Raw genomic sequence first — 24,083 nt, forward strand, 5'->3', positions numbered from 1 at the left:
GAAGGTGGCCGTTTCGTGAGCTACGGGCCGGGGCCGGCAGCGTTCGCCGCTGTGCGGCCTCGCCGGCGCGGGCCGCGGCACGGCAGAGCCCGGGGGTACCCGGGTTGCTTGCTGGTCAGCGGCGGGTGCGGGTGAACCAGACACGGGACTGGTGCTGGCAGAGCGCTGCCACGATGGCGATTCCCAGGCCTGTCTGGACGATTCCGACGGGGATGCCGTTCCCGAGGGCCCCGAGGCCGAAGAGGATCATGAGGGAGGCGAAGACGATCGCGGTGATCCTTGCTCCGCTTCGGGACGTGCCGAAGCGTATTGCGCAGATGAGCGCGCCGAGGGCAGGGAACTGCGAGCCCATCACGGCGCCGGCCGTCCTCGGGCCTGCTGCTGCCCCGGCGACGAGTGCGGTGAGCACGGTGAGCCCTGCGGCGACGTACGCCAGGGTCCGCGCGGCACGCACCGCCCCCGGCATCGTCAGTGATCCAGCCGGGTACGGCTGGGAGGGGCCTGGCGGGTAGGGCGGTGTGCTCTGGTGGGGGTTGGGGTGGGCGTGGGGCGGCGGGTTCCAGCTGGGCTGGCTCTCATGGGACATGGTCCACAAGGTAGTTACGTCGAGGTGCCTGTCGGCGATGTGGCATGAATCCTCCCGGCAGACGGGCAGGGAGTTTCGCGCACGGACCGCAGGACGGTCAGCCGCCAGGAAGGGGTGCCGGGCCGCCGACGAACGTCGTGCCGCGGGACAGGTCGTGGATGGCCCAGGTCGGGCGGCAGCCGTGCTCGAGATGCTGGACTGTTCTTTCGGCGCCGGCCACGTGGCTCGGCACGATGCGCAGCGGCACCGCGTCCTTTGGATCCGGCCCCAACCACGTGTCCGTGCGCCGACCGCCGGCGCACAGGCGGCACCGGCTGCGCGGCAGGCTCTGGGCCGCGGGAATGGGTCAGCCATGGCAAAGAGACAGGCCCGGCTTGCCCGCGGTGGCGGCCGGCGCCGCACTCGTGCTGCCGCTGAAACGGATTCGAAGCCGTTACGCCGAGCCCGTTCCCCGGGGTGGTTGGACAGGCGGGCCGGTGGAGCGGGAAGCAGCGGGTTCCCGCGGGGAGGGACGCTGGGCGAACTCGGCGCCTACCGGCACGGCACACCGGCCGGCGGTGGCCTGCCGCGGGCGGCGGGACGCGATACACAGCAGGTCTGGCCCCTGATGGCAGTGCGGCTGAAGGGGTGCTCCGAGCAACGGGAGGGTCTGCATGGTCTCGGTCAGCGGGGTACCCGCGTATCTGCAAGTCGCGGCCGCGGTGCGGCGCAGGATCGGCTCCGGCGAGTGGGATCCGGGTTCGAAGCTGCCGACCAAGGTGAGCTTCGCCCGGCGCTACCGCGTCTCCGAGACGGTGGTGCACACCGCGATGGACATCCTTGTCCAGGAGGGGCAGCTGCGGCGGGACCCTCACAGCGCCGCCCTGTATGTCTCCGAGGAGGGCCAGGGCTCCACGCAGGTGCACATCGCGCAGATCCTCGGGCGGCTGGATGCCGTCGAGGCGCAGCTGCGGCATACCCTCCATGGTGCCCCGGGCACAGCGGGCGCATCGGGGCGCCCGGGGTGCGAGGGGGCCGGTCGCGGTGGTGAGGCGCGGCCGCGTGATTCCCGCCTGCACGGCGCGTGGCTGACCCTGCTGCGTGAAGTGAATTGTCTGCGGGCACGGATGGGTCTGCAGTCGCGGGTGGCGGGAGGCCGTCTTGCGCGGCCGGGCGGGGGGAACGGCGGCTGACGGGGATGCCCGTCAACGCTCGACGGCCGCTGCGCGCAGTCCGCTCAGCGCGCCGCATCCCGCCGGCGGCGGGCTGCGGGCATCGCTGGCACCGGTTCGGTCTGCTGGGCGCGCACGGCGGCCTGCCGTCGGGCGCGGCGGGCGGCGTTGCGCTGGACGGCGCGCAGGGCGCCGAGCTCCCACAGCATCATCCCGAACAGTGCGGTGACGACGAGCACGCTCATCGAGGTCAGTGCCGTGGCCATCATCGAGTCCCCGATTCCAGGTGGCGTTCTGCCGAGTCGCAGAGGCGGGCGTGAGGAGGGTGCGGGCGGCCGAACAGGACCTGCCTGGTCCTGCTGGCAGTGTTCGGCACCGGCTTGCCTGTGAACGGCCGCGCCGGGGGGCATCCCGTCTGGCGGACTTCGGGTTCGTGCACGTGGCGTGGCGTCCCGCACGGCGGGAGCGGCCCGTATGCGTTCCGGGTCGGGTGCGGTGTTCGGCCAGGCTCCGGGAGTGCCGTACGGATGGCGGGGACCGGAGGGGGGATCGCGGTGGATGTGCAGGACCGCGTGGTGGACCGTGTAGGTGATGCGGTCGAGTCGTTGGCGGGTGCCTTCACGCTGATCGGCGCGGGCATGGTGCTGGTGGGGGCGGTTCGTGCCCTGCTGGCCGTCCAGCAGGCTCGCGCGGCACAGGCGCGGCGGGCGTCCGTGCTGTGCCTCGGCGGGGTGGCCTCGGGACTGTGGGGGCCACTGATGCAGGCATGGCTTCAGATCGGCGGGAGCCGACGGTTCGAGGGGCGTGGCTCGTGGCCGGCGTCGAAGAACGCGCTCGGCCCTGTGATGGCTCTGCCGTGGGCGAGGCTGGCCCTGGCCGCGGCAGTCGTGCTGCTCGCCGCGGTCGCGGCTACCTGGGCGGGGCGCTGGCGTGCCCGGCGGAAGCGGGAAGTGGGTCGCTGGGAGGCGGCCGCGGCCCGCCACGACGCCGTGCTGGAGTCATACGGGGCCGTGCTGTGTGACGAGGACGCCAGGGTGGATCGCTTCGCCCTGCCGGTGACGGCTCCCGAGGGCGAGCGTTTGGTCCTCGCTCTCGTGCGGGCCGTCGATGCTCGGGCGGCCGGGCCGAAGGCGGCGGAGCACTTCTGTACGGCAGTACGGGCGTTGGAGCACGCCTGGCAGTCGGCGCAGCAGTCGGGCAACGGCTCAGGGAGGCCGAGTGAGTGCTGATGCGGGGGCGGACGCCGGCACGGTCAGCCCTCACCTATGTCGATCCGCCACGTCATCCGGGGTGCGGCCTTGTTCACGACGGCTGGGGCTACGCTGCCGCTCGCCGATCCACAGCGCTTCAGCGACGGCTGGTCGAGCCGCTCCCGGTCCAAACAGCGGCACAGGCGCGGCGGGCGGGTCAGTCGTCGCGGACTTGGTGAACTCCCTTGGCCGAGTCCGAGGCGTCGCTCATCCGGTCGCGCCACCCCGTGGGCCACTGGGTGGTGTCGTCCCAGCGCAGACCGCCGAGGTAGGCGTGGTCGAGGTCGACGGCCCGCAGGTCTGCTCCGAGGACGTCGTTGCACACGCGGTCGAACGCCTCATCCGCTTCCGCGAGATCGCCAGCAAGGCGCGTGAGTGTCCTGCGTGCCGAGCGGGGCGTAGCCGTAGCGAGCCGCTCGACGTCGCGTCGGGCCTGCTGTAGGGCGGCGGCAAGCTGTTCGGCGCCGGCAGATGCGGCGGCGTGGCGGACTTGGGGCGGGACGGTGATGTCGAGTGCGTCCTGCAGCGCGGGGTAGGGACGGTCGGTCTGGTCGAGGACTGCCTGGGCAACCCGCCGGGCCTCTGTGATCTGCTGCGCGAGCCACAGCAGCATCCCGCGGTTCTCAAGGCGCAGCGTGGCGTCCCAGGAGGCCATCGCCTCAGCGGCTGCCGCAACGGGGCGGCGGTGGCGGCGCCACGGGAGCCTGAGGGGCGAGCGCTTGGTCCGGGCTGCGGCGTTCACCGGTCTCCCGCCTTCGTGTCCCGCCGGGGCCTCGTCTGGCTCCGTTCAGCTGCACCTTATGCCCATTGGCGGACTGTCGGGACGGTGCGGCGTTCGTCCGCGGCGTCGGCGTGCGGGCAGTGCTTCATGAGCGCGGCGCTGCAGGGCGTCGAGGGCTAGGTGTGGCCCATGCCCTGGGGGCCGTGTTGCTGGTGCGCGGCGGACTGGTCCTGTGGGTGAACGTGCGGGGCGTGCTGGTGACGGTGGGGGGCCGAGCGGGTCTCAGCCCGCTCCCGCAGCCGCTCGATACGTTGTTTCACCTCGTCGGGGTTCGTGTTCTGCAGCAGCTCGGCGTGCTCTTCGTAGTCCACGAAGCCGCGTTCACCGTCCGGCGCTTCCTGGTTGAGCTGATCGATGGCACGCCATTTGCGCTCGATCGAGGCCCAGTGGGCAGCGACCAGCTCCCGGAGACCGGAGGGGATGGCGCGGGGAGGCATGGCTGCCTGGCGCCGCTCCCGGACGCCGGGGCGCGGGGTGGCGGTCACGCGGGGCACCAGGTCGTGGAGCCTGAGTTCGTGTGCGGGGGCGGCGAGGGAGTCGAGCGTGGTGTCGCTGTAGTCGTGGCGGGCCACGATGAGGTGGTCGGCGCTGCGCGCCATCTGGAGCAGCGGCTGGCGGACAGCCGGGTCGCGCAGTACGTCGGCGTGCACGGCCAGGACGCCGCTGATGCTTCCGGCCGGCTGCAGTGCCGCCTCGTCGGCGGAAAGGACCGCGCTGCTGAGGCCCGGCTGCAACTCGCTGATCAGGGAGCGGATTTCGGCGTGGAGGACGCGGGATTCCACGATCACCAGCGGAGCGTCCGTGGTGGCCGCCAGCTCCGCGCTCGCGGCGATGAGGACCTCCCGGCCGCCGCCCCCTGTGTCGTACTCGACGCGGCCTCCCCCGTCGGCCACGATCTCCGCGACGGTCCGCGCGATCAGAGGGTGCCGCAGCACGCTGGTCTCCACATGAGCCTCCCGGCGTTGCCGTGGTGGTCTTCTGGCGCGGAACCCTAGGTGTTCCGCCGACCGGAGGCCGTTGACGCGGCAGGCCGTACCTCCCCACGGCCCGGGTTCTTGCTGATGCCTCCCGCAGCACGGGAAATGGGCGTGGTGAGCGGTCCCGGCCTGGGCGGCGGAGGCATGCCGGGTTGCTCCGGCGCCGTAGGAGCTGTCCAGGCCGCCGGGCGTGTGGAAGGCGGCGAAGGCGCGTCGATGCAGGCGGCGCTGCCACCGGGCAGCGAGGTCTATGCCGTCGCCGCCTGCGGCGTGCGGTGTGCGCGAGCGGCCGGAGGAGAGCCGCGGCGGGCCTACGACGGGTGCGCTTCGAAGCAGCGCCGGGCGGCTGCGTGCTGGAGTAGCGCTCGTGCCGGCGGGCGGCGCCGCGGCGGTTGCGTCTCGTCGTGGGCTGGTGGCCCGCCCGGTCTCGCGTGCTCGTAGCGGCGCAGGGTGTGGTCGAGACGCGCGCGGCGGGGCAGACGGCGGAGGTGGCCTCAGGAGGGCGTCGGTCTGATGAGGCTGGGCTCGGTGGGGCGAAGCTCCGGGCCGCAGAACGGGGTCAACGAGGACTGTGCGGCCCGGCGCGCGTGACTCGCCTGTTCGGTGCGCAGCGACCACGCTGGTCGCATCGCGCACCTCGGCTTGTCGCTGAGTCAGGCAGGCGTGATGTTCTCTGCCTGCGGGCCCTTCTGGCCCTGGGTGACGTCGAAGGTGACGGCCTGGCCCTCCTGGAGCTCGCGGTAGCCAGTGGCGTTGATGTTGGAGTAGTGCGCGAAGACGTCCGGGCCCCCGCCGTCCTGAGCGATAAAGCCGAAGCCCTTTTCAGAGTTGAACCACTTAACCGTTCCGCTTGCCATCCTGGTGCCTTCCAGTCGAGTTCGGGCCCGCACCGTGCGGGCCCGGAGGTGATCGCCCTGGTCACGCACTGCACAGCAAAGCGCCCACGCCGGAGCGCGGGCAGGAACTGCGAACCACGACATCTGATGTGGACGCTACACGGCGAAACCGGCTGCCACCAGAGAGCAATGGCCCAAGGATTACGCCGACGCCCGCCGGGGGCTGTGCACGGTCCCGGCTCGAAGCTCGTCGCGCCGGTCGGCCGTCGTCACTCGGGCGCCTTGAGGGCCGCCGGGGATCGGTCCGTCACGCTGCCGCGCGGCGCGGAGAACCGCACACGGGGCAGCGGCAGGGGTCGTCCTTGCAGAGCTGTGCCAGCGTCCGGCACCGGGCGCAGTCACACAATTCGGGCTCGCCCGGCCCACGCCGGTAGTCCGCGCCGAGGGGCGCCGCAGCCGGCCAGGCTCCGGGCTTGTGGCCCACAGCGCCATAGGGGCTGCGTCGCGGTCGGCGTCGGCCGGCGTTGCGAACGGCGTCAGGGCGGCGGATCCGTGAGCGCATGAACTCGGGCAGGGTCCCCGCCCTGCGCATGGCCGTGATGTCGTCGAGCTCGAAGTGATCCATGCCGGCCTCGCCTCCACCTCTTGATGCCTACACCGGCTCCCGCGGATGTACTGGGCCGTCGGATCAGTTTCGAGAGGGCTGGGGCCCTCTGAGCCGGGCGTACCAAACCGGTCCGCCTCGCGGGAAACAGCGGCAAGCCTCGTTGTCGGGCGTTCCGTCAGGCGGGCAGAGCGCCTGGCCGCCGGCCCGCCGGGGCGCCTCCGGTTCTGCCCCGCCAGATCCGGGCGGGCGATCAGGATCCGCCGAGTTCGGTATGCCCGCAGCGGCGCTGTCCGGTCGTGCCAGCGGGGACCGGGGTAGGTACCGAGGTGACGCACTCCTAGCTCGGTGACGCACCGGGTGACGCACCGGGTGACGCACTCTGATCCCCCAAGATGTGCGATGAACTGGGCTTTCTACCCGGTGAGGTAGGGCTGGTGACGCAGGTGACGCACTTTGCGGGTATTTCTCTATGCCTTATTTCGTCCTGCATTTAATGGGACAGAGAGATGGGTCAAAAGTGCGTCACCTGCGTCACCCCTCTCCAGAAGTCCGCGATAAGGCCAGGTCAGGCCAGCTTCTTTGCGGTTGGAGTGCGTCACCCAGTGCGTCACCCAGTGCGTCACCCCGCCGGTTGAGTGCGTCACCGGGGCCCGTTTGCGTGACCGGTCGCGATAGCTGGCGGATGTTCACGGCAGTTGGCGCAGGAACCGAGACGATCACCTGAGCTGCCTCTCGCTGGTGGAGTTCCTGGTTCAGGGTGCGGATCCGCCAACTACCACGAACAGACCCCGCCAACCGCGATAAGCAGAAACGCCGTGACCTGCAAGGACCTCGTGGGCGGCCCGCCAACTATCGCGAACGGCGAGGCCCCGGTGAGCCGCTCGATTGGCAGCGGCGGCAAAAGGCTGAGCGTGCTGTGCACGGCATCCTCGGGCTGCTCGGGTTGCTGGCGCAGCTCGGTTCGGCCTCCTGCGCTCACCCATGCCAGTGTCGGGGGTCAGGCCCACCAGACCAGTCAAGGAGGCAGTTGGTGAGTCAGGGACCTTCGGACGAGCAGATGATGGTCCGCCGCGGCGGTGCTGAGGCCCAGCACACCGCCCGCGTATGGGCGTTGCACGATATGACGGCCCTCCTTCGGGCCGACCCGCTCTGGGTCCTCCCGCCCGGAAGCTCGCGCACTCATCGGCGGCTGTATGCCCGAGCGGTGAAGCGTGCCAAGAGCAGCTGAGAGAACCCGCTGCGGCCCCGTCCGGAAAGGCGGGCCGCAGCCCTGTGACAGCGAGCCTTGGTACTGGCGTATCCGCCGACCAGCTCGGCGGATACCTGCCGATCCAGAGGCAGCAGCGGTATGGGCTGTCGAGGTCACTCACGGCAGCCCGCCGCACGCTCTCCAGGGCCCGGCCGGCGTGCCGGGCGTCTGTTCCAGGCCGAGGGGAGGGCAGGAGCACCTGGTGCTCCTGCCGGGCACGAGGGCTGTATACGTAGAAGATTCAGCCTTAGCCAGTTTGTCGACTACGCCACGGGAGTCCACATACGGAAGAGAACAGATCTTGGTCGGCACAGAGGTCTGTGCCGACCAAGACCTTGGAGGTCAGGTCAGGTGCCGGTTTCGGAGTCGGTGGAGATGCGCAGCGGGCGGCCGGTCTTGGTGCGCGGCAGCTTACGGACGTCGACCCCGCGGCGGCGTAGCGCGGGGGCAGCGCGCTGCAGGCGGGCGGACAGGACACCCGGTGTACTCGGCCAGTCCTTCTCTTTGTCGGTGCCCGGCGGCACCTGAAGCTCGCTGAGCAGCTGGGCCGCCGGGCCCTCCCAGGTCCAGGGTGAGAGGTGGATGGTGGCCCAGCGAAGGACGGATGTGGCCACCGGATCGCCCTCGATGACGTCGTCAACGAGGTCTTCCTGCGCACCCGTGTAGGTTGCCAGAGTGTTCCAGCCGGTGACTGCATCCAGCGCCCAGAGCATCTCGGCGAAGTCGGCCATGCGCGGGCGTTCGGCGAGTTGGTCGGCCGCCTCGGGGAGCTTGGCCCACACCAGAGCGGCTAGATCGAGTAGCCCACCGAGGATCTCGGCGTGCGAGTCGTTGTACGCCTCCCACAGGCGCCGCTCGGTGCGTCGGTTCTTGCCGGTGATTGGTTCGAGCTGGATGGGCAGCATCCGCTCGGCCAAGTCGCCCTGCAGGACACCAATCTCGATGCTGGTCAGCAGCACCGGGCGCTGGTAGATCAGGATCACCACGTCGTCGTCGGAGTACAACTCTCGTTTGGTCAGGGCGTCTCCGGTGACCGCGCGCGAGAGGAAGTCGCTGAGCCAGCCCGGCATGCCCGAGAGGTTGTCCAGCGCCAGGCACCACCCGGCCGCCGTGGTCACCGCGAGGTCGTCCTCGCTCTTCGGCACAGACCGCAGGTGGGCCTTGCTTCCGTCGACGAGGCGCACCATCATCCGGGCCAGCGTCGACTTTCCGGTGCCCTGCTCGCCGAGGATCCCCGCGAGAGGGCGCGGCATGTCCGGGCGCAGCGCGGCCAGGCACCAGGCGACGACCATCGGGTAGGACTGGGCGCTCACCGGCAGAATCTGGCGCAGGAGTTCAACACCGTGCTGCCAGCCGCCGGGGGAACGTTCAGGGACGGGGAGCTCGTGTACCAGGCGGCTGCGCCTCCACAGTGGGCCCTCGCCCTGCTGGGGAATGAACACTGCCCAGCTGCCGCGCTCGATGCACACCGAGAGCCCGTCGCTGCGTCCCAGGTCGAGCCAGGTCGTCCACCGGTCCACCTGGTCCGCAGCGACTCGCAGGTGTACGTCCTGGCTCTCGCTGTCCATCGCCATCGCTTCCAGTGCGGCAATTGCGTCGGCGAGCGCTGCCTGGGAGGGGGTACGTCCGGTGCTGATGACGTACTCCCGGATCAGGCACTGGCGCAGGGATCCAGTGCCCCCGCCGCCGCCCTTAGCTCGGATGGGCCGGGCGATGGGGCCGCCGCCGACCTGCACCGCGTAGATGGTCTGGTCGCTGCGTACGAACCGGTACCCGGTGTCGCCGATCTGGCGCAGGATGTCGGCCTGGCGGGGGCGCGCGCTCTCCTTGTCCCGTTCCTCTCGCTCGGGCAGGTGCTCGGTCAGTGCAGCAGCGCGGGCGGCACCGGGGTAGCCGGCGTTTGCCGGGCGTTCGTGGAGTTCGGTGCTCGGAGCGGGCACTGTGGCCTGGGTGGTCGTCTCGCTCACTTCGCCGCCCCGATCCGGCGCGGTACCCGCGATCCTGCTTCCAGTCCGCGACGGATCGTCGACTGTGCCTTGGCTTCGTGCGGGTCCACTCCGGCGGCTTGGGCCGCCTCGGTCAGCGCCCGGTGGGCTTCATCTCGGTCCACGAGCCCGGCACCGACCCACTGCCCCAGGGCGAAGGCACTCTTGTTGAGCTGGTCGTTGCGGCCGCTGCGACAGGAGGCGACGGCTTCGAGTTCCGCGCGCACGGCAGTGGCCACGTAGCCGCGGCCGGCCGCGCAGTTGGGCAGGGTGACCGGGCGGCGGGCGGGTGCGTGGTGCTTGAGCCCGACTCGGGAGAGGTCGTTGGCGAGCCAGCGCGGGAGCGGAGCGGGCGTCCGGCACTCTCCCACCGGGAAATAGAGTCCGTCGCGGGTCGTTGTTCCGGGGGCGACCGCGTAGGAGCGATCGGCGCGGATGTCGATCTGCCAGCCCAGGCGGCCGCGGCTGTCCATACGCCAGTGGCTTCCGTCGGGGACGGTGTACCAAAGATGCAGGCCGCCGGAGGGGGTGCGCACGCTGAACGTCTGTGGCGACTCGGTGAGCAGCGGTGCCCGTCGCAGGGTGCACAGCAGGGCGAGCGTGTCGATCCCGGAGCGGATCGTGGTGGGGTCGAGGTCCTCGGGCAGATCGAGTCCAGGCAGGATCTGCCCGCGCTCAGGCGGCATCGATTGGTGCAGGTCGAGGTCGACGATGACGAGGTGGGAGGGGCCGGCCGCAATTCCGATGCCGAACGTCGGGTTCTCGCGCCACCAGCTGTCGATCAGATCGGAGTCAGTGGTGGCGGCTCGCACACCGTGACAGTGGCGGCCCGAGGCGATGCAGCGGCACTCCTCCGGCTTGTGCGGAATGTAATTTTCGTTGGGTTCCCCCACGATCGTCTCGCGGCAGCGCATGCAATTCGCCGGGGGGATCTTCAGGCCTGGGGCGAGCGGGTGTACGTGCCAGCCCTGTTCGGCGCACCAGCGGGCGATGTGGTGGGGGGAGGCGCGGCCTGGGCCCCCGGGCGGGGGGAGTTCGGTTCTGGCCAGCACAATGTCCTTTTTCCGCCGTGTTGTGCTTGGCAACACCCTCTCGCTCCGTACGCCGACATCCCACAGGCGCCTCCTCCCCAGTACAGTGGAGGAGGCGCCCGGGGTGTTCCGGGCCGGAGTGATGCAGGCGGAGCGCGGCATCACGGCTTGATCGGGAAGGGCCCGCGGCACCTTTAGCGAGGGAGAGCGCGAGACCTTCTTGTGGCCCGGGACTTCGGTCCCGGGCCCTTTCCATGTCATGCCGCGACCGGGGCCTTCGGCCTGGTGATCGCGGACGGGACCTTCACGGCGCGCAGCTGCGCGATCCGCTTGGGGGGCAGGGCGGCCAGCACGTCGGCTGTCCGCCGGGAGAACAACAAGAACGCCTCGATGCGCCAGTGCCGGGCCAGCTTGCCGAGCTCGGCGACCGACCACGGGGTCACTCCGCGCTGGCGGCGGCCGACGACGGCAACCGACAGGTCAAGGACCACCCCGATATCGGTCAGGTTCTCGTCCGTGACGGCGAGCACCGCCTTGATGTTGTCGCGAACCCAGTCCTCGACCGTGGGCGGCTCGTGCAGCACGTCCTCAACTGAATGCGTGCCCTCGGGCATGGCCCCTCCCAGCAGTTGGCCTCAAAACGTCCTGTTGCTATACCTCTCGTATAGTCCGGCCGACCATACATCACGGATAGCTACTTTTTACGTACCGCAACCCTTGCGTGTGACCTGCGTGTTTCCCAGTCACACGCAAGGGTTGCGGGGCGGCCGGGCGCCCCAGCCGGCCCGCGGCGGTTCCGCCATCTGAGGGTCAGCGAGGACGAACGGTCAGCCCTTGTGCGCCCGTTCATGCTCGCTGCGGACACGTTCCAGGAGCTTCCGCCAAGAGGCGACGTGGGGCTGGCGCTTGAGCAGCGCTCGGCGTTCGCGCTCGGTCATGCCGCCCCACACGCCGAACTCGATCCCGTTGTCGAGGGCTTCGGCCAGGCATCGTGTGCGCACCGGGCACGCTGTGCAGATGGCCTTGGCGCGTCTCTGCCGGGTGCTGTCCGCGAACAGCTCTTCCGGGTCGGAGTTGCGGCAGGCGGCGTCATCGCTCCAGTGGGTCGTCATGGCTTCCTCCCCCATCGCGGCTCGGCGACAGCACCGAGCTTAATCGCGCTGGTCACGACTGCTGCGGTGCACTGCGGTGCAGACGCATCGGAACTCCAGCGAACCCCCTGTGCCCAGTTGCGGCCCTCTACGCCCGGGCCCGCGGGGCGGGAGGGGCAGATAGACGCTCGGGGGCCGTATCCCGCCGTGCGGTACGCGTATCGCGCCCGGTGTCCGGCTGCCATGGGGGATGCGCACAATCCACCAGTGACCTCCGAGCGCGGGCCCACGGACCTCGTGGCGTTCCCTGGCCGAGCCATGCCGCTCCCCACACCGGCTCAGCGCTTCGCCGCCAGATGGCATCGCCGCGGAGTTCTTGAACGCTGGCGATGGGCCGTCGCCAGCGGTTGGGAAGGGAACCGGGCGAGGTCCTGCTGAGTTGCTCTCAAAGACCAGTGTCCAGGGTCGTCGAAAACCTCGTCGCAGGAGCAAGGAGCAGAAGTGAGCGCCCACGAACACCCCTCGGGTCCCGCCTTCACGAAGGTACAGCTGACAGGTCCTCCCGAGGCGGTCAGCCGTTTGATGGAGGCGTTGGGCCGGGCTGGCGAGCTCATCTTCGGCCCTGTGACCGCTGAGCCCGACGCCCGCGGTGATGTCTCCTCGACGGCGCGTATGGTCACCCACCCGCGGGACCAGGCCCCCACGGCATCGCGGGTCCGGTTGGTCACCGTGCAGACCGCTCTCGAAGTGGACGCGGAGGCTCGCCCTGGGCTCGAGGAGTCGGTGGTGAGGAGCCTGGAGAACCTTCCGGGCGTCCTGCAGGCCAGCAGCCGTGTGATCGCCGATGTGTCCCTCCCCGACCCCAGGGACTAGGGATCTGACGTGACGGGGGCCGAGGCTCGGTTGGACGAGGCGGGTCTGTCGCTGTGGCTGACCCACTGGACCACGTCCGTGGGCGGGGGGTGGTTCGGGCGGCGAATACTGGCTCTGTCCGGTGGAAAGCTGGCCGGCCAGCTCGACTTCCTCGTCCACCCCGACGGCCAGGCCCTGTCGGTCCAGCATATGGAGGTGCAACCCGACTATCAGGGCAGGCATGTGGCGTCGGTGATGGTGGACGCGCTCTACGCGGCCCACCCCACGGCGTGGATCGACCACGGGGGGCGTACTCCGGAGGGGGTGATGTGGTGGGACCGGTACACCGATCCGGACCCGCAGCGCAACATCCATAACCACCCCCCTGCCGAGTGGGCCGGGTATTTCGATGCCCTTGAGGTCGAGGCGCAGAAGGCAGAAATCGCCTACTCGAACCGGATGTCTGGAGTCGACGGTCACCGCGAAGCTGTGTACCGGTATGGCGAGTACGTAGAGAATGAGGCCCTCTACTACTCCGGCCAGTTTCGGGAACCGCCGGCGCGCGGGCCCGACCCCGCCTCCGAAGTGCTCCACGGCGGGATGTCGCTGCGCCTGCCGCCCTGGCTGCACCGCCTGGTCCACAACAGCAACCGCGATCCAGGCGAGCGGGCCCGGATCCTGCTGGAGCACGTGGGTCACGGCAATTTGCCGCATGACGTCGCCTGGCACACCACCGAGCACGCCGCGTTCGAGGGCATCGTCCAGGCAGAGCTCTTCTCCTCCCCCGTACAGCCTGTCACCCACCTGTCCTTGCGTGTTCTGCCCCTGCCTGAGTCGATGGTTCCTGACCACGACGCCAAGGCAACCTGGGTGACCTACCCCAACAGCCGCGGCATCCCGGTACAGCTGGCCAGGATGTCCTGGCGGGTGCCGGAGCAGCCGTGGAGCACCCATAGCGTCGACTTCCCCACTCCGGTCGACGCCGCCATCGGCCCGCGGTTCTGGCAGGATTCCTCCCCGGAGTACCGAGCCCGCTACGACTTTCTCGGGGAGCGGCATCCCGTCGCCGGCGCTCCCAGCCCCTTTGTAGGCCGCGAGGAAGAGATCCGCGAGGTGGCGGACAGGCTGCTCAGGGGCAGAGACCGACGCACACCCCAGGCATCTGAAGGTGCCCCGCGCCCCGTCCCCGGCACTCCCGGGCCGCACCAGCCGCCCATACCGCCCCCGTCCATGCGTCGTGGGCGCTGAACCGCTTCGAGAGCACCGCGCCGCGCATGCCACGGGCCGCTTGTCGGTGTCGGCGGGGCGGGTCAGCCCGGCCAACTGCGATCGCGTCCGGTGTCGGTGCGTCGGTGGCTCATCGACGCTCAAGGCTCGGGGTGCGCCTGGGCCTCGCGGTGACCCTGAAGGGGGCACTTGTGCAGGACAGCGACTTTCGTGTCGCCTGGTGAGTAGCATCCTGCAGCAACGACACCAGGTACAGGAGCTGCCGTGGCCAACGATCCGAAGAACACCGCCAACCCGAGCAACTATGTACAGCGGTTGGCCGATGCGCGTGAGGCCAACCGCAAGGAGCAGGAGGATCTTCAAAGGCGTCTCGCACAACTCCAGGAGGAAGAGGCCTGGTTGACCAACAAGATCCAGGCGGGACCCACTGCCGAGGCGCCGCAGGAGGCCGCGGGCGAGCAGCGCCTTCACGGCAGCACCCGCGCGCCGGCCGAATCCGAAATGGCCAAGGCGTCCGGGGCCGTTCCGAAGCCGCGGCAGACCAAGCGGGCGAAGGCGGCAAAGAAGGCGGCGCAGTCGAAACCCCCCGCCAAGAAGACCGCCGCTCCCAAAAAGCAGAGCACGGCGAAGAAGGCGACAGCCAAGAAGCCGGCGGAGCCGCCGGTCCGCCAGCTCGTCCTGGACCTGCTCAACAGGAAGCCCGGCGAGCCGCACACGGCGCGTGAGGTCTTCAACGAGCTCGGGAAGGAACACCCCCGGCGGGTGACCTCGGTGCAGTTGGTGCGCAACCACCTGGAGGGTCTCTGGAAGAAGAAGGACATCGACAAGACGACCCAGAAGGGGTCTGCGATGTACTCCGCGCTCGTGCCCGCGCCGGAGGCTCCTTCGGGCGCCGAGGCAGATCAGGCCTCCGAGACCGCGAGCAAGGTTCCGGCGGGGGTCTAGCCGCTCCAGCGTCCTTGCGCGTCGCGGCCGGCAGTACACGCTGGCCGCGACGCGCAACTGGCCGGGTGCAGCGCGGTCTCGGCGCGGGCCCGAAAGCCTGCGGGCGCATAGCCGAACGGACAGCGCACCGCCGGCTCAGGCTCCGGCAACGCGCCCGTTGCCCGCCGTCCGCCCCGGGGGTTCACGTGGGTGCGGGCGCGGTGCGGGCTCCGAGCAGGAGCGCGCACAAGGCGGCGGCCAGCAGAGGGATGGCGAAGTGGCCGCCGAGCAGGCCGGCCAGGGCTGTGCCGCCGGCCTGGCCCAGGCGAATGGCGCTGGACATCCAGCCGGCGGCCTCGGTCGAGGTTCCCCGCGGTGCCAGCGTGGTGACCCTCAGGCTGGCTGCGGTCAGCAGGGGGACGAACAGGGCGCCCGGCAGCATGGCCACGGTGAGGATCACCGTGGCCGGAAGCGGGGCGAGCAGAGGGAGCCAGCAGGCCGCGAACGCTGCTCCCAGCAGCAGGAGGTGCCGCGGCCGCGGCTCCGGCTGGAAGCGTGCGAACAGGGCGCCGCCGAGCAGCCCCGCGGCGGAGAACGCCGCGGGCAGTGCGCCCGCCAGCCAGGAGACCTGCTGCCGGTCTGCCGCAGCGATGCCGGCGACGTCGAGGGCACCTACGGTGGCCCCCAAGAAGATCAGCGCGGCCAGAAGGGGCCGCATGGCGGGCGCGCGCAGCACACCGAGCCGGTCGTGGGGGCGGGGTACGGCCCGCCAGGTGCGGGCGGGGCGGGCGGCGGCGAAGGCAAGGGAGCCGACCAGGGTGGCGGTGGCCGCCAAGGCCAGGGCAGCGGTCGGGGACAGCCAGCCGGCCATCACGATGGCCGCGGCGGGACCGGCGACGTAGACGATCTCCTGTGTCGAGGAGTCCAGCGTGTAGGCGGTGCGGACATGGGCGTCGTCGGGGAGCACGGTGGGCCACAGGGAGCGCAGGGCACCTTCCAGCGGTGGGCATCCGGCTCCGGCCAGGGCGACGCACACCGCGGTGAAGGTGAGGTGGGAGGTGCCTGCGAGGGCCAGGGAGCCGAGGGCAGCGGTGACCAGGGCGGCCCCCAGGTAGCAAGGCAGTGGCAGCCCGCGCAGGTCCGCCAGCCGCCCCAGCAGGGGCAAGCCGAGCGCCGGGGCGAGGCCGTAGAGCGCAGCGAGCAGGCTGGCGGTTGTCAGGGAATGACCGTCGGCTCGGGCAGCCAGGATCAGGGTGACGGGCACCATGCCCAGCGACAGGCGCCCAGTGACCGAGGCGATCAGCAGGCGGGCGCAGTATCGGTGCCGCAGCACGGAGCGGAAGGACGGCGGTGTGCGCGGCATGCGCGGCTGCGCCGGTGTGGCGGGCGGCATCGGGGCGCGGGCGGCGGGCGGCTGTGGTGGCTGTGCGGTGATGCCCGGCGCCGGGGTGGTGCGGGGAATTTCGCTGACCTGCGCGTGGGCCATCGCCTGCCTGCCTCTGCAAAGGGGGTCGGGTGCCGGCCCAGCGGGCGCATGTGGACGGCGTAGCGGCACGGGCCGCCGTGCAGAAGCCCAACAGGGTCAAAACCGGGCTTCAACGACGCTTCCGCTCAGGCGGTCACCGGACGTCGCTTCTCCCACCCCCTGGCGCAGCAACCCGTGTGGGCAGACCGCCATGTGGCGCCTGTCCGGCAGGCAGGGCGCCGGGACTTCGACTCGCGGCACCCGAACTCCGGAGCACGAACCGAGCCGGTCGCGGCGGCGGCCCTGCGCACTTGCCTCGACGCCGTCAGGTCGCTCGTTTCGGTCTGACACGTAGTCGAGTGGCCGTGCTTGTCGGTTGGGGCTACCGCACGTGCCGGTGGTTGCGCTGCTGGCTGTGGAGGGACTCGGACTGGGGGTGTGGCAGCGGCGCTGGAGCTTGGGGGATGCGGGAGGCTCGGCGTTGTGATTCGGCTGCGATCTGCTCGGCCCGGGTGATGGGAGGCGAAGTCAGCGTCGGTGGAGCTGCGTCTTGGGCGATGGTCGGCGTCTGGCGGAGTATTGCGTTGAGTTCGTCGCCGGTGACTCTGCCGTTCTGGGCCAGGAGCGCACTCGCCGCGATGATGGCTGGCCAGTGGCGGTCGCGGAGGGCCTGGGCAGTGCTGCGCGCCTGCCGGAGCTGCTCCGAAGTCGCCCCTGTTGCTTGAAGGGCTGCGTAGTCGTGGCTTGCCAATTGGGCCACGGCGGCTTCCCTCAGCGGGCTCCATAGTTGCTGTTCATGGAGCCACCGCTGTTGGGCGAGGACCCCTCCGTACAGCAGAGTGGCGTGGGCAGTTGCTGAGTTCACGCTGGCATGTGTATATGCGTCGGCCCTGCCGGCCCCGGGCATGGTTTCGGTCTGGGCGATCACGCACTCGGAGATGGTGGCTTCGCCCGTTGCCAGGGCGACTACGGCATGTCCTGCTTCATGGATCGCGGTGAACCGGTGATAGAGGGAGTCGTCGAACTGCAGGGCCTGCCTTACCGTCAGGCGCCCCGCAGGTGCGGCTTGATCCGAGACCGGGACCTCGTCCGCTGCCATCGACGTTCCCCCTTCTGCCCTGCCCTCAGTACTCGATCAAAGTCGTCGTTGGGTTTCGCGCACAAGCGAGAACCTCCTCGGGCTTGGAAACAGGTGATTGGCCCGGTGCCTCCTGTGTTGTCCACTCGGTAGCCGAGTGGACAACACCAACAGGAGAGGACTCGGGACCGAGCCGGAATCGCCGGTCAGCCGCCCAGGTGCACCAGCCCGTCGCCCCGCACCCATCCCTTGGTGCCCTTGGGGATCCCGGACTTGGAGCGGGCGGTGAGCTGGCTGTAGTACCAGTTGCCCTTGCTGCAGAAGACCTTCAGCTTGTCGCCGCGGTAGAGGTGGCCGCGGCTGGTGTAACCGGTGGAGGGACCGCTGCGGTAGTTCCACGCGTTCTTGGCCTCCTTGGCGCCGAAGTCGGGTTCCCAGTTCACGCTGCACTGGTGGTTCTCGCCGGCGGCGTGGGCGGCCGGGGCGGCGGTGATGGTCAGGGCGGCGGCAGCAGCCATGGCCAGGGCGGCGGGTATGGCCGAGCGTGTCGCAATACGGCGGATCATCGAGAGCCCTTTCGAAGGCGTGGCGCGGAAGTGGCCTTACGTGGTCGATGCTGCGCACTGCGGCGCATCGCAGACGGGCGCCGCGGGTGCCTTCCCAGGTGCCGCGTCGGCGACTTGAGGTGCCGTGCCGCCCGGCGGGAAGGGGCGGCTGCCGCCTGTGCGAGCACACCAGCGCTCCTCGTCCGTGTACAGGGCTGCTGCCGGGTCGGCGCGCTCTGGGTCCCGGGCGGAGGCGTCCGGCACTCCTTGTTCGCCGAGCGGGCGGCGTGTGCCGAAGGTCCGTGCGGCCCGTCGGACGGGAGGCACAGCAGGGTTGTGCGCCGCATCCTCCCGCCCGGTGGCGTCGCACCGTCCGAGCGCCCCCGAGGGGCGTGTGGGGCGCGTAGATGGAGTGTCCTGCTGCTGACTGCCCCTTGGAGCCGATGACGTGAGTACCCCGCCCGCCCCGACCCCGTTCGAGGACAGCCTGGCCATCGGGTACCAGCCGTCTGAGGCCGCGGTCGACACCGGTCACCTGCACCAGCTGGCCCGTTCCCTGTGCCGGGACGAACGCCGGTTCCTGAGCTTTCCCGACCACCTGGGCCTTGTGGCAGGTGAGCTCGCCCCGCTGCTCGGGATGTTCGTCGAGCATCGGCGGGATCCGTACTCCCGCGACGACTTCGACCTCGGCGTCCAGCCGTACGAGGAGGCGGTGCTGGCGTATTTCGCCGCCCTCGCAGGGGCCTCGGCGGATGACGTCCACGGCTATGTGGCGTCCTGCCCCCACGAGGCGCTCCTGCACGGCCTGGCCGTGGCCCGCCGCCGGCTGCCCGCCGCCTCCGTGTACGTCTGCGACCAGGCCCACGCCCGCGTCACGCGGGCCTGCGAGTTGCTGCGGATGAATCTGGTGACCGTCCGCTCGCTGGCCGACGGCACGATGGATCCCGAGGATCTGCGCCTGCAGACACGGGTGCGGCGCGAGGCGGGTGCCCTGGTGGTGGCCACCTGCGGCACGCCCCTGCGCGGTGCCATCGACAACGTCGCTGAGTTGCGCGCCGCCGCAGTGGCTTCCGGTCGGGTGCACATGCATGTCGACGCCGCCGCGGGGGGACTGGCGGCCGCGCACAGCGACCAGGTGCTGTCGTGGTCGCTCGCGCACGGCGCCCACTCGATTTCCCTGTCCGGTGACAGCCTCCTGGGCCTGCCGGGGCAGGCGGGTATTTCGCTGATGCGGCGTGTGCAGGTGCCGGCCGCGGCCTGCGGGATCGCGGTGCCCGAGCGGTCGGTGATCTGTTCGCGCGGCGGGCTGGGCGCACTGCTGCTGTGGACGCGGCTGCGGTCGCTGGGGCGGGCCGGCGTGGCGGCGCTGGTCCGGCGGTGCCAGGGCGTCGCTGTCTACGCCGTCGACCAGTTCGCGCGCGCAGGCGCCCGGCCGGAGCGCTTTCCCGGTTCCCTGACCGTCACGTTCGGGCGGCCCCCCGGCTGGGTGGTCGACAAATGGCATCTGCACTGCGTGGGAGACCTGGCGCGCATCGTCACGACCGGGTCCCTCACGCACACGGCCGTCGACGAGCTCGCTGCCGATCTGTCCGCCGCCCGGTCGGAGGCTGTCGCATGATCCCCGCTGTGCCCTTGTCCCGTTCGCTGCTCATGCTGCCTGCCGAGGTCGGTGATCTGATGGACCACACCCCGGAGTCGGCCTACGCCCATCTTCGCGACACCCACCCCACGTGGTTCCTCAACCCGCCCGGCGACGGTGCGATCGGCATCATGCGGTGGCCGATGACCGAAGGTGCGGTCCTCCACCACGACGAGGAACGGGTAGTGCTCGAGGACCCTGTGGTCTTGCCCGGCGGGCAGCAGGCGCGTCGCCTGCGGCTGCTCGCCGCCCGGCCCGAACCAGAGGTGGCCGTACTCCCGCTGCTGGGCGGCGCCGTGGTTCTCACCGAGCGTTTCCGGCACGCGGCCCGCACCTGGCAGTGGGAAATCGTCCGAGGCATGGGCGCCGAGGGTCTGTCCGACACCGACAACGCGTCCCGGCATCTGAAGGACCAGCTCGGTGCCACGCCCGCGGAACTGGTCGGCCTTGGCGAGGCCCATCCCGACGCCGGGATCCTGGCCGATTCCGTGCTGCTGTTCGCAGCCCGGATCGATGCAGTCGGCGACCGCGCGTACGGCGCCGGCATCCGCAGGGTGCGCACCGTCGCCTTCGACGAGGCGGAGCAGATGGCCCTGACCGGTCAGATCACCGACGCGGTGACGATTTCCATGTTGTTCCGGGCTCGCCAGGCAGGTCTCTTCGAGGAGGGCCCGGTCGTATGACGGGGGTGCAAGGGCGCGACAGACTGGTCGCAGTCGTGGAGCGCGCCATCGAACAGCAGCTGCCCGGTGGCAGGTTCGGAGTGGACATCCCGAGCCTGGCCCATGAGGTGGTGCGGCAGGTGCGCCGGCAGTTGGCGATCGAGCGGTTGCAGGAGACCGCCGCGAAGGTCTCCGAGACACTGGACGGGATAGCCCCCGCCCGCAGGGAAGAAGCGTCCCGGGAAGACGGCGCCTGAGTGCACGTGGGTGTCTACCGGGTGTGGTCGTCGCGGGCGTCGAGCCCCAGGGCGCGCCGTACTTCCTCCCGCAGAGGGCCGGGGAGAACGGGCAAGGAGGACGACTGCAGGCCGTCGAGGATGATCGGGGTGTACGCCTTCGGGCCGGTTTCCGGGGCCTCGGCAGGACGCTGAGAGCCGATGTCGACGACGAGGATTTGGTCGTCGGCGCGCTGAGCCAGGAGTTGAGCCGCCTCGAACGAGGTGCTGGTCTTGCCCTGCACCTGGCTCCGAGGGCTGATGAGGTCGGTGAGGAGGTGCGCGGCCAGCTCGGCGGTGCTGGTCAGCTTGGGCTCGCGGCCCCCTTTTTCGATCGGCACTTCGAGCCTCCAGCCCGCGACGGATGCAGTCGGCAGTACGCTACCGGGTCGCTCTGACATCCATGCCGGAACCGGCCAACCGCCCCGCCTGTGTGCCTACGGGATTCTCCTGGAGTGCTCGTCGCCTTCGGCGCCCGGCCGCCGGCTCAGGCAGTCGGCCGTGAGGGCCAGGGGCAGGAGCAGGACCACCGCCACCAGGCCCACGCGAGCGGCCAGGCTCAGCGCCGCTCCCAGAACCCCGAGCAGAACGGCAGCCAGCAGCACCGCATGGCCCGCCAACCACACGGCGGCGCAGCCCAGTGCGTACCCGGCGGCCAGCAGGGCGCCGCACACCGCGGTGGCCATGGCCGCCACGGCGAGGCGGGGCAGGCCGCGCCGGAGGAGCGGGTCGGCCGCGCGCAGTAGCAGGGAGATGACGGTGCTCAGGGCCCAGGTCACCGGTTCACTCCCGAGGTGGTGGAGACGGTGGCCAGGGCCTGGGTGTGGGCATCGTCGTGGGCGGTGGGCGCCGCCGGGCCGGTCCCGCCCGCGGCCGCCGGGCGGGCCATGGCCTCCTGCAGGCGGGCGCGGATGCTCCCCTCGTCGAGGTGCACACCGGTCTGTGCAGTGTGCACCAGCGTGTTGCGGGCACGGGTCAGCAGGTCAGTCTCCGCGCCGGTGGTGGCGCGCCGGTGGGTGGGCACCGGCTGCTGGCGCTGGTAGTGGATCTGGCCGTCCAGCATCTGAACCGCGCGGTCGAGGGTGCCGAAGGCCTCTGTGACGCGGGCCTGGGTCTGGGCGGCCGCGACCGGGGCGAGTGCCTCGGGCAGGTCGCGAGGGGGCGGAGTGGGGAAGGCCAGGCGGCCGAGCGCGTCGTGTATGAGGTGCAGTTGGCCCTCGCGGGCGGCCAGGTAGGAGGTCTTGGCGTGCAGCAGTTCCGGGTCGGCGAAGTAGTTGGTGCTGTCCTCGGCCGTACTCTCGGCGCGCTGTGCGGCCAGGGCGTCGACAGCGTCCTTCGCGGTGGCCGCCGCCTGGCGCCAGGCGGCGGCCGGGCCGCTGAGCTGAAGTGAGCGGGCCGGGATCGGGAAGGTGTCCAGGATCTGCTGCGCTTCCTGTTCGCGCCCAGAGTAGGCGGCGGCGGTGTAGGCGCGGACGGTCTCGCGGGCCTGGGCCAGGTGCGCGGTACGTGCCTCGTCCAGCGCCGGCGTGGCGGCCGCCAGCAGGCGTCCGTCGGTGTGCCGGTCGCGCAGGTGGTCGGTGATGTCCGGCTCGAGGACGGCGCGTAGCTGCTGCGCGTGCGCGTCGCGCAGGGCGATCTGGTCGAGCAACCAGTCGGCGGTCGCCTGCAGCGCCGGAGCGTCGGCGGCCAGTGCCGTCGCGGCGCGCCAGTCCTCGACGAGGGCGCTGCGGGGCCGGCGGGTGCGCTCCAGCCGATCGAAGAGGTCGGCCGTCTTCCGTCCGGTGCTGACCACCAGCTCCTCGGTCACCTCGTCGTGTTCGTCGGCGCTCTGAAGACTCCGGGCGAGCACGGAGGGAGGCGGGTAGCTGGTGAAGGCGCGCATGTGGCACGCCCAGGCGGTGGCTGCGGCGATCCAGCCGAGCCCTTGGGGTGCTTCGGCGTTGCGCCGGTACATCCAGCTGGCCAGTTGGTGGGCGAGGGGGGCTTCGTCGGTGTCCGGGCCGTGCATCAGCTGCGCGGCCAACTCGCCGGGGGTGTGTTCGTGCAGGACGCCGGATTCGGCACTGATGATGGCCAGCTGCTCTTGTCCGTTGTCCAGTTGCAGCCAGCGGTGCAGCGTCTCCTGGCTGCCCTCGGTGACCTCCTCCAGCGTCACGCGGGCCAGGTCGGCCTCAGGGCGGGCTATCCCCGTCTCTCCCAGGGCGGGTTCGGGAGCGCCCCCTACGGGCGGGGTGCTTCCCGTGGCTACCCGGACCAGGGCGTAGGCGTCGGGTCCCAGTTCGGTCAGCCACGTGTGAAGGCCGTCGGGTGAAGGGGTGTGTTGCTCGCGCATCGGGGCTCCTGCTCGGCGGTGGGCGCCGCGCGGCCAGGGCGGCGGCTGGCGGCAGCTTGCCCGCCCCCGCGGGTGCCCAGGGTCGGGCCACCGGACCGGTACCGTCCGCCGGGATGCGCCAGGCGGGCATCAGTGCACGCGTCCCGCCAGGCGGGATCGGTTGCGCAGAATGCGGCCGAGTACCGCGGCACAGCCGGCCGCTGCTCGTTGCAGGCGAGGGCATGATGCCCCACTCGCGGCACTACGGGTGAGGGGCCGGCATCAGGTCCTCCCTCGCCGGCTGCTGTCTTTCAGGTCTCGGCTGAGGATTCGGTCGGGAGCCGGCACGATCGGCCTTCGCTTCAGGCGCGGGCACGGTTCAAGGGTGACGCGGAGGCTGATGGTGACAGAGAGCTGGCCCAGTGTGTATGTGCCGTACTCGCCCAGCTGGTCTCGTGCCTCTTGGGGGGCGTAGTCGAGGCCGAGTTCGGCGGCGGCCAGACTCAGAGCCCCCAGCGCAGTCAAGAGTGCGCTGCGCGGTGCCGGACCGCCTGTCAATGTCTCTGTCATATCCGGGCGTTGAACGACAACGCTGTAGGTGGCGATCGCCTCGTGGACGTACTGCTCGGCGTCACGTGCGACGCCCTCGACGACGCGGGCGACGATGGAGTAGATGCGCTCGGCTGCAGTGCGAAGGTCCATCCTTTCCCCGTCGGTGCGGGTGTTCAGCCCGGGGAAGGCGGCGGTCCCGGAGGGCAGCAAGGCGGACTGGTAGACGCCCCATCCGGGGATGTTGATCTCCAGGCGGGCTCCTCGAGAGCCGTCTGAACTGAGCCACACGTCCTGGACGCCGTGTGTGGCGAAGAGGTTCTTGGTGCCCATGAATTCAAGCAGCCGGGTCACAGTGGTCAGCGTGGGGTCATGCTCGGGGACGGTGTCCTCGATGAGTTTTCGGATGGCGCGGTCGTGGAATTTCATCAGCGTCCTTTCTGCCTACCCGTCTGTCGTGAGCGCAGGACGTCAAGGGCAGTTTGACGTGGCTGCGAGCGCGGGTTCGCCCAGGCCTGGGACCGCGGCTTGGCCGGGAGAACGATCGCAGACACCCTCCCACTCCGGTAGGCGGCCCGCCCATTGCCGGCTTCGGGCAGAAGCCGTCGACGGGTAGGCCAACGGATCGACAGCGGCTGGCTGGAGAATCGGGCAGGCGTGGTGTTCGGGAGGAGGACTGGCTGCGTTGTGTCGGAGCCGGGCGGAACAGGACAGGGCGGACCGCCCGTACGGCTGTCCTGCACTCACCGGAGGGTGCGGCCTTGGCGCAGGCGCGCGCGGCTCGTGGCCGCGGCGGCGGGCGGCTCAACGCCGACGAGGACCAGCGGGCCCGCGCTCATGATGACGAGACCGGGCCCCGGGTTCTACTACCACGTCCAGCAGCCGCAGAACGAGGCGCCTGCGAGTGGGCTCAGGACACACTCGCGGCGTTCGACGCCGAGCATCCGCAGATTGTCACGGCGCTGAACGAGCAGGAGGCCGCCGAGGTACGCCGGCGCCTGGGCGTCTTCTG

At 70.7% G+C, this 24,083-nt stretch carries 25 protein-coding genes; 8 read left to right on the plus strand and 17 right to left on the minus strand.

What is annotated here, in order from left to right; genetic code table 11:
* Positions 1 to 115: 115 nt before the first annotated feature.
* Together D9V36_RS00385 and D9V36_RS40525 are read right to left on the minus strand one after the other, a co-directional pair.
* Positions 116 to 586, minus strand: a complete 471-nt coding sequence (locus D9V36_RS00385) for a hypothetical protein (protein WP_129291889.1) — start codon at positions 584 to 586, stop codon at positions 116 to 118.
* A 97-nt stretch (positions 587 to 683) separates the two neighbouring features.
* Positions 684 to 857 (minus strand): hypothetical protein, encoded by a 174-nt coding sequence (locus D9V36_RS40525; protein WP_164992793.1) that lies wholly within the window; start codon positions 855 to 857, stop codon positions 684 to 686.
* 382 nt (positions 858 to 1,239) lie between these two features.
* On the opposite strand from D9V36_RS40525, the gene D9V36_RS00390 reads away from it, so the two are divergent.
* Complete coding sequence (locus D9V36_RS00390; protein ID WP_129291890.1) at positions 1,240 to 1,758, plus strand: winged helix-turn-helix domain-containing protein; 519 nt, start codon at positions 1,240 to 1,242, stop codon at positions 1,756 to 1,758.
* 44 nt (positions 1,759 to 1,802) lie between these two features.
* On the opposite strand, the gene D9V36_RS00395 is transcribed toward D9V36_RS00390, so the two are convergent.
* The gene (locus tag D9V36_RS00395; protein WP_164992794.1) at positions 1,803 to 2,006 is read right to left on the minus strand and encodes a hypothetical protein; all 204 of its coding nucleotides are present in this window, start codon (positions 2,004 to 2,006) and stop codon (positions 1,803 to 1,805) included.
* Positions 2,007 to 2,264: 258 nt separating this feature from the next.
* Here D9V36_RS00395 and D9V36_RS00400 point away from each other — a divergent pair, with 258 nt between their 5' ends.
* The gene (locus D9V36_RS00400; protein WP_129291892.1) at positions 2,265 to 2,966 is read left to right on the plus strand and encodes a hypothetical protein; all 702 of its coding nucleotides are present in this window, start codon (positions 2,265 to 2,267) and stop codon (positions 2,964 to 2,966) included.
* Between the two features lie 178 nt (positions 2,967 to 3,144).
* Here D9V36_RS00400 and D9V36_RS00405 read toward each other — a convergent pair whose 3' ends face one another.
* The 7 genes from D9V36_RS00405 to D9V36_RS00435 form a co-directional block, all read right to left on the minus strand.
* The gene (locus tag D9V36_RS00405) at positions 3,145 to 3,729 is read right to left on the minus strand and encodes a hypothetical protein (protein WP_241720623.1); all 585 of its coding nucleotides are present in this window, start codon (positions 3,727 to 3,729) and stop codon (positions 3,145 to 3,147) included.
* Between the two features lie 155 nt (positions 3,730 to 3,884).
* Entirely contained in the window at positions 3,885 to 4,715 is an 831-nt protein-coding gene (locus D9V36_RS00410; RefSeq protein ID WP_241720624.1) for a hypothetical protein, read from the minus strand.
* A gap of 683 nt (positions 4,716 to 5,398) precedes the next feature.
* On the minus strand, positions 5,399 to 5,602 hold the full coding sequence (locus tag D9V36_RS00415; RefSeq protein WP_129291893.1) for a cold-shock protein: 204 nt from the start codon (positions 5,600 to 5,602) through the stop codon (positions 5,399 to 5,401).
* 2,182 nt (positions 5,603 to 7,784) lie between these two features.
* A complete protein-coding gene (locus tag D9V36_RS00420) occupies positions 7,785 to 9,404 on the minus strand; it encodes a hypothetical protein (protein WP_129291894.1) in 1,620 nt (539 codons plus the stop codon).
* The gene (locus D9V36_RS00425; protein ID WP_347239692.1) at positions 9,401 to 10,714 is read right to left on the minus strand and encodes a bifunctional DNA primase/polymerase; all 1,314 of its coding nucleotides are present in this window, start codon (positions 10,712 to 10,714) and stop codon (positions 9,401 to 9,403) included. Before D9V36_RS00425 ends, D9V36_RS00420 begins: the two co-directional genes overlap by 4 nt.
* Positions 10,711 to 11,067, minus strand: a complete 357-nt coding sequence (locus tag D9V36_RS00430) for a helix-turn-helix domain-containing protein (RefSeq protein ID WP_129291896.1) — start codon at positions 11,065 to 11,067, stop codon at positions 10,711 to 10,713. The genes D9V36_RS00425 and D9V36_RS00430 overlap by 4 nt, the downstream gene beginning before the upstream one ends.
* Before the next feature lie 213 nt (positions 11,068 to 11,280).
* Positions 11,281 to 11,565 (minus strand): WhiB family transcriptional regulator, encoded by a 285-nt coding sequence (locus D9V36_RS00435; RefSeq protein WP_129291897.1) that lies wholly within the window; start codon positions 11,563 to 11,565, stop codon positions 11,281 to 11,283.
* 480 nt (positions 11,566 to 12,045) lie between these two features.
* On the opposite strand from D9V36_RS00435, the gene D9V36_RS00440 reads away from it, so the two are divergent.
* From D9V36_RS00440 to D9V36_RS40530, 3 genes are all read left to right on the plus strand, one after another.
* Positions 12,046 to 12,417, plus strand: a complete 372-nt coding sequence (locus D9V36_RS00440) for a hypothetical protein (protein WP_129291898.1) — start codon at positions 12,046 to 12,048, stop codon at positions 12,415 to 12,417.
* A gap of 9 nt (positions 12,418 to 12,426) precedes the next feature.
* Positions 12,427 to 13,644 (plus strand): hypothetical protein, encoded by a 1,218-nt coding sequence (locus D9V36_RS00445; protein ID WP_129291899.1) that lies wholly within the window; start codon positions 12,427 to 12,429, stop codon positions 13,642 to 13,644.
* A gap of 243 nt (positions 13,645 to 13,887) precedes the next feature.
* Positions 13,888 to 14,568 (plus strand): hypothetical protein, encoded by a 681-nt coding sequence (locus D9V36_RS40530; RefSeq protein WP_164992795.1) that lies wholly within the window; start codon positions 13,888 to 13,890, stop codon positions 14,566 to 14,568.
* A gap of 181 nt (positions 14,569 to 14,749) precedes the next feature.
* Here D9V36_RS40530 and D9V36_RS00455 read toward each other — a convergent pair whose 3' ends face one another.
* The 3 genes from D9V36_RS00455 to D9V36_RS00465 all read right to left on the minus strand — a co-directional run bounded on the left by D9V36_RS00455 (position 14,750) and on the right by D9V36_RS00465 (position 17,656).
* The gene (locus D9V36_RS00455) at positions 14,750 to 16,033 is read right to left on the minus strand and encodes an MFS transporter (protein WP_129291900.1); all 1,284 of its coding nucleotides are present in this window, start codon (positions 16,031 to 16,033) and stop codon (positions 14,750 to 14,752) included.
* Positions 16,034 to 16,394: 361 nt separating this feature from the next.
* The gene (locus tag D9V36_RS00460) at positions 16,395 to 17,111 is read right to left on the minus strand and encodes a hypothetical protein (protein WP_129291901.1); all 717 of its coding nucleotides are present in this window, start codon (positions 17,109 to 17,111) and stop codon (positions 16,395 to 16,397) included.
* 185 nt (positions 17,112 to 17,296) lie between these two features.
* Positions 17,297 to 17,656 carry an SH3 domain-containing protein gene (locus D9V36_RS00465; protein ID WP_129291902.1) on the minus strand — a complete coding sequence of 120 codons (360 nt, stop codon included), beginning with the start codon at positions 17,654 to 17,656 and terminating at the stop codon, positions 17,297 to 17,299.
* A gap of 427 nt (positions 17,657 to 18,083) precedes the next feature.
* Between D9V36_RS00465 and D9V36_RS00470 the strand changes: the two genes are divergently transcribed.
* Genes D9V36_RS00470 through D9V36_RS00480 form a run of 3 tightly spaced genes read left to right on the plus strand, consistent with a single transcriptional unit; the run spans position 18,084 to position 20,193 of the window.
* Positions 18,084 to 19,253 (plus strand): pyridoxal-dependent decarboxylase, encoded by a 1,170-nt coding sequence (locus tag D9V36_RS00470; protein ID WP_129291903.1) that lies wholly within the window; start codon positions 18,084 to 18,086, stop codon positions 19,251 to 19,253.
* Positions 19,254 to 19,261: 8 nt separating this feature from the next.
* Entirely contained in the window at positions 19,262 to 19,957 is a 696-nt protein-coding gene (locus tag D9V36_RS00475; RefSeq protein WP_241720626.1) for an NUDIX hydrolase, read from the plus strand.
* Positions 19,954 to 20,193, plus strand: coding sequence for a hypothetical protein (locus D9V36_RS00480; protein ID WP_129291905.1), 240 nt, complete (start codon positions 19,954 to 19,956; stop codon positions 20,191 to 20,193). Before D9V36_RS00475 ends, D9V36_RS00480 begins: the two co-directional genes overlap by 4 nt.
* A 14-nt stretch (positions 20,194 to 20,207) precedes the next feature.
* Here D9V36_RS00480 and D9V36_RS00485 read toward each other — a convergent pair whose 3' ends face one another.
* The 4 genes from D9V36_RS00485 to D9V36_RS00500 all read right to left on the minus strand — a co-directional run bounded on the left by D9V36_RS00485 (position 20,208) and on the right by D9V36_RS00500 (position 23,500).
* Complete coding sequence (locus D9V36_RS00485) at positions 20,208 to 20,552, minus strand: ParA family protein (protein ID WP_129291906.1); 345 nt, start codon at positions 20,550 to 20,552, stop codon at positions 20,208 to 20,210.
* 96 nt (positions 20,553 to 20,648) lie between these two features.
* Positions 20,649 to 20,990: a hypothetical protein gene (locus D9V36_RS00490; RefSeq protein ID WP_129291907.1), complete on the minus strand. Its 342-nt coding sequence runs from the start codon at positions 20,988 to 20,990 to the stop codon at positions 20,649 to 20,651.
* Positions 20,987 to 22,543: a hypothetical protein gene (locus D9V36_RS00495; protein WP_129291908.1), complete on the minus strand. Its 1,557-nt coding sequence runs from the start codon at positions 22,541 to 22,543 to the stop codon at positions 20,987 to 20,989. Before D9V36_RS00495 ends, D9V36_RS00490 begins: the two co-directional genes overlap by 4 nt.
* Positions 22,544 to 22,804: 261 nt before the next feature.
* Positions 22,805 to 23,500 (minus strand): hypothetical protein, encoded by a 696-nt coding sequence (locus D9V36_RS00500; RefSeq protein WP_129291909.1) that lies wholly within the window; start codon positions 23,498 to 23,500, stop codon positions 22,805 to 22,807.
* Positions 23,501 to 24,083: the final 583 nt, after the last annotated feature.

It is taken from the genome of Streptomyces lydicus (genome assembly GCF_004125265.1).
In the GTDB taxonomy this organism is placed as follows: Bacteria; Actinomycetota; Actinomycetes; order Streptomycetales; family Streptomycetaceae; genus Streptomyces; species Streptomyces lydicus_C.